This is a genomic window from Sulfuricurvum sp., from assembly GCF_023250475.1.
Classification (GTDB): Bacteria; Campylobacterota; Campylobacteria; order Campylobacterales; family Sulfurimonadaceae; genus Sulfuricurvum.
On the sequence record NZ_JAHFAQ010000146.1, the window covers coordinates 1 to 5,065 of the forward strand.

The window sequence follows — 5,065 nt, forward strand, 5'->3', positions numbered from 1 at the left end:
TAAAAACATTTGTAAAAGCGTTTAAATTCAGCGGGAACACCGCATTCAGTTCCGAAACTCTCTCCGAACTCGTCAAACCGTATGAAGGGAAAGATCTCGGAATTAACGCCCTCAAAGAAGTCGCATCTGTTATTACGAAATATTACCGTGACCACGGTTACTTCGTTGCCCGTGCCTATATCCCGGCGCAGTCCATGGAGAACGGCATTATCGAGATTGCTGTTATTGAGGGAACCTATGGGGCTTTCGATATGAAAAACAGCTCTTTGGTTGAAACCTCTGAAGTGCAGGGATTTATGGATTACCTCAAAGGGGGAGAACTGGTCTCTACCATGAGTTTAGAACGCCAAATGCTTCTGATCAATGACCTCTCCGGCGCTCAAGTGACCAACGCCGAAGTCTATCCCGGAGCGGCAGTAGGGACGAGTGATTTCCGTATCACCGTATCTCCGACTCCCCAATACACAGGATATCTCATCGGTGATAACTACGGCAGCCGTTATACAGGTGAAAATCGTCTAAGCTTCGGCGGAAACATTAACAGCCTAACCGGTATCGGCGATACACTAAGCCTCTCAGGACTTATCTCTAACACTGCCGATCTTAAAAATGCCCGCTTGGGATATGATCGTCCGCTCGGATACACAGGGCTCAAAGGGGGGATCAGTTTCAGTGTGACCGATTACCGTCTTGATGAGATCAGCTACGATGCATTCGGACGTACCAATAGCTACAATGCGTATGTCAGCTATCCTACCATCAAGACACGTGCCCATACCCAAAGTGTAGAAGCTTCCTACGATCATAAAGATATGAAAGATTCCCAACAAGGAGACGAGAGTGTTAAAGCTCTTGACGCACTCACCCTTAAAGCAAGTGATAAAAGCAATACTGCATTCCTAAACCTTCCGGGAAGCCTCAATGCCTCCCTCGGCTATACGATCGGACATTTGGGACTTAAAAACGATAATGCCAAAGCGACCGATGAAACAGGACTCAACACCGGCGGGAACTATACAAAGCTGACGTTCAACGCACTGCACAGCCAATACCTCGTCGAGAACACAACTCTCCAAACAACGTTTAAAGCGCAAAAAAGTTTCGGGAAGAACCTTGATTCAGCCGAAGATATTTCAGTCGGAGGATCTAACGGCGTTCGCTCTTACGAAGACTCTGAACTCAGCGGTGACCAAGGGTATGCCCTCTCGCTTGATCTGATCTATAACCTCCCGAAAATCGAGGATATCAGTCATAACACCAGCATCTTCTTGGATCATGCACGCGTCTGGAAAAACTCGACAACCTTCAACAGTGAAGAGAATGCCCGTACCCTGAATGCCCTCGGTCTCGGATATGCGCTTAACTTTCAAAACTTTGACCTCAAAGCAACCCTTGCACACGGTTTCGGCAGTGAACGCACTCCTACTACCGAAGCCGACATTTCTACCAATTCCAATAAACTCCTTATCCAAGGGATGATGAGATTCTAATCAATTTTCGGGGATTTCCCCCGATTCCTCCTCTAATGAGTGTAATTTTCTTTTTATAAACAGCAATATTTGATCTTATATTTCTTCATGATAAAACCTAAATCAAGCATTTTTTCGCTATAATCAGCCAATTTTTAGTTACAAGGGAATAGGCATGGCTTTCGATAACGAATCGTTCGAAGAAGAAAATTTTGCTGAGATGTTAGAGGCATCTTTCAAAGAGCAAGAATCTACACGCATTACAGAAGGTGAAGTAGTAGAGATCCAAGAGAGTGACAACCGCGCGTTGGTAGGCGTCGGTGAGAAACTCGAAGGGATCCTTTCACTGGATGAAATTCGCGATGCAGAGGGCAAACTTTTGTTCAACGTCGGCGATAAAATTATGGTAATGGTAATGGGTCACTACAATGAGCGTCCAAAAATTTCGTATAAAAAAGTGCTTGAGCAGGAAAAAACGCTCGCATTTATCAATGCACACAAAGAAGATTTTGAATCGGTTGTGATCGAAGCATTGGTTACGAAGAAAAACAAAGGCGGATACCTTTTGGAAGCGGACGATGTCCATTTCTTCCTTCCTCGTTCACTCGCAGCGTTCAAAGAGACGGATCAAGTGGTCGGTAAAACGATCAAAGCGCAAGTGGTTAAAGTTGATGCAGCGGAAGCTTCAATCGTTGTTTCTCGCCGTAAGCTTTTCAATGATGAGCGTAAACGTAAAAAAGAAGTGATCGATGCGTTGATGGAAGAGGATAAAGTTATCCAAGGTACCGTCAAAAAAATTACCAGCTACGGTATGTTCGTTGATGTCGGCGGAATTGACGGGTTGGTTCATTACAATGAAATCAGCTACAAAGGGCCGGTTAATCCGTCTAAACTTTACAAAGAGGGTGATATCGTTAACGTAAAAGCGATTGCGTACGATAAAGACAAGCGTCACCTTTCACTCTCAATCAAAGCGGTTCAATCCGATCCGTGGCAAGAAGTTGAAGAGGCGTTGGAAGAGGGTGATACCATCACCGTTACCGTCAGCAACATCGAACCGTACGGTATTTTTGTTGATCTCGGAAATGACATCGAAGGTTTCCTTCACATTTCTGAAATCACATGGGATAAAAATATTAAACACCCTAAAGATTACCTCACTGTCGGTCAAGAGATCGACGTTGAAGTTATCGAAATCAACTCTAAAACACATAAATTGCGTGTATCGTACAAACGTCTTCAAGCGAAACCTTTCGAAGAATTTACTAAAAAATTCAAAGAGGGTGATATTGTTACTGGAACCGTTACTTCATTGACCGATTTCGGTGCATTCGTTAAAGTCGGCGGAGTAGAGGGATTGTTGCATAACCAAGATCTTTCATGGGACAAAAATGTCAAATGTAAAGAGACCCTAAAAGTGGGTGAAGAGATCGAAGTGAAAATTGCAAAAATCAATGCGGACGATGAGAAAATCTCATTGAACCGTAAATCACTTGAAGAGTCTCCGATCGATCTCTTTGCCGCAAATCATAAAATGAACGAAGTGGTCAAAGCGACTGTTCGTGACGTCAAAGATTTCGGAGTATTCGTTTCATTGGAAGGGGGCGTAGATGCTCTTATCCGTAATGAAGATCTTTATCCTCTTATCGCGGAAGAGCTTGAAATCGGTCAAACGATTGAAGCGGCTATTTTGGTTATCGATGCCAAACGTGACCGTATCCGTCTTTCCGTAAAAAAATTAGAGCGCTTGAATGATCAAAAAATGTTGGACGAAATCAATGATAACGACGCGCACAGCCTTGGTGATTTGATTAAAGACCAATTGAAATAAATTCAATGCGACGTGCTGCTTTTTGGCTGATTCCCCTAATCACCTTTGCGGTAGCACTTTTTATTGTCTTATTTTTGGTTCGGATAAACCCTTCAGTCCCGAAAATGAGTTCTTCCGAGAAGGAGAACGCTGTCGGTTCGTCGGAGGGGCTCAGAGAGAAACTCGGAAGCTGGATCAGCCATTTTTCTACTACTAAAGAGAGCGGATATTTTTATCCGGTGAATGAAGTAACGTTAAAACTTGATGTAAGTGGAGAAAACAGCGCTTTGGACATGTACAGAGTGACTGTGGCACCGAAGAGTACCGACGAACTTTTACAGGTCAAAGAAGAACTGAAAAAAAGCGAACTCCCTTATGAAATGCAAAATAATGAGGAACCTATGCTCCTCACGGTTGATTCAACCGATCAACTCCAGCTTCAGTCTCTTGTAACAAAACTAAAAACCTACCAAATCACGGCGAAATTATCGCCGTATACAGAGGAAAAATAATGGAAAAATTTAAAATTGTTGTATGCGATCATATTCATGAAGAGGGCCTTAATCTTCTTCGCCGTGATGATAAAATTGAGATGATTTTTGCCGCAGATATGGACAAAACTGCCCTTTTGGATGTAATAAAAGAAGCGGATGTCGCCATCACCCGCAGTTCTACCGATGTCAATGATAAATTTATCAATGCCGTCAAAGGAAAAATGAAAGCCATCGTTCGTGCCGGTGTCGGTGTGGATAATGTCGATATTCCGGGATGTTCGAAAGAGGGGATTATCGTAATGAACGTCCCTACGGCGAACACCATTGCCGCCGTTGAGCTTACGATGACCCATATGCTCTCTTGTATGCGTATGTTCCCGTATTCACACGATCATTTGAAAAATCAGCGTATCTGGAAGCGTGAAAAATGGTACGGATATGAGCTTAAAGGGAAAAAACTCGGTGTCATCGGCTTTGGTAATATCGGAAGCCGTGTGGGTATCCGCTCAAAAGCTTTCGAGATGGACGTAATCGCGTATGACCCTTATATCCATCCATCCAAAGCAACGGATGTCGGTGTTAAATATACGACGAATTTCGACGATATTTTATCATGTGACATTATCACGATTCATACTCCGAAAAACAAAGAGACGGTCGGAATGATCGGTGCGGATGAAATTGCGAAAATGAAAGACGGAGTCGTTCTCATCAACTGTGCGCGCGGCGGATTGTATGATGAAGATGCATTGTATGAAGGTCTTAAATCAGGAAAAGTCCGATTTGCGGGGATTGACGTATTTAACAAAGAGCCAGCGATTGATAACAAGCTTCTTGATTTGGATAATATCTGTGTCTCTCCTCACTTGGGTGCCAATACGTTTGAATCTCAATACAATATTGCAGTAGAAGCGGCACAGCAAGCCATCGAAGCGGCAAAAGGGATCGCCTATCCTCATGCTTTGAATTTACCGATTGACGAGTCGAAGATTCCTCCGTTTGTTAAGCCGTTTTTAGAAATGGGGCAGAAGATCGGGTTCTTGGCTTCACAGATGAATAAAGCACCGATCGTTTCGATCAAAGTGAGCGGTCGCGGTGATATCGCCGAGTACGTGAACTCTTTGGCTACTTTTGTTACTGTCGGCGCTTTAGCCGATATTTCGGGTGATACGATCAATTACGTGAATGCCGATTTCGTAGCCAAAGAGCGCGGCATCAAAATCGAGACCGAAGAGTTGCCATCAAGTATCGTCTATAAAAATCTTGTAACGGTAAAACTCACTACCGATAAA

General features: G+C 43.6%; 4 protein-coding genes. All 4 read left to right on the top strand.

Features of this window, described 5'->3' with window-relative positions:
- Positions 1-1,490, top strand: a 1,490-nt coding sequence (locus Q0C19_RS10935; protein WP_295055939.1) for a ShlB/FhaC/HecB family hemolysin secretion/activation protein, incomplete at its 5' end; no start/stop codon positions are given.
- 154 nt (positions 1,491-1,644) lie between these two features.
- Positions 1,645-3,300 (top strand): 30S ribosomal protein S1, encoded by a 1,656-nt coding sequence (locus tag Q0C19_RS10940; protein WP_295055941.1) that lies wholly within the window; start codon positions 1,645-1,647, stop codon positions 3,298-3,300.
- A 5-nt stretch (positions 3,301-3,305) separates the two neighbouring features.
- Positions 3,306-3,791, top strand: coding sequence for a hypothetical protein (locus Q0C19_RS10945; protein WP_295055943.1), 486 nt, complete (start codon positions 3,306-3,308; stop codon positions 3,789-3,791).
- Positions 3,791-5,065 (top strand): phosphoglycerate dehydrogenase (serA, locus tag Q0C19_RS10950; RefSeq protein WP_295055945.1); only part of this gene is annotated, 1,275 nt, incomplete at its 3' end. The genes Q0C19_RS10945 and serA, both read left to right, overlap by 1 nt.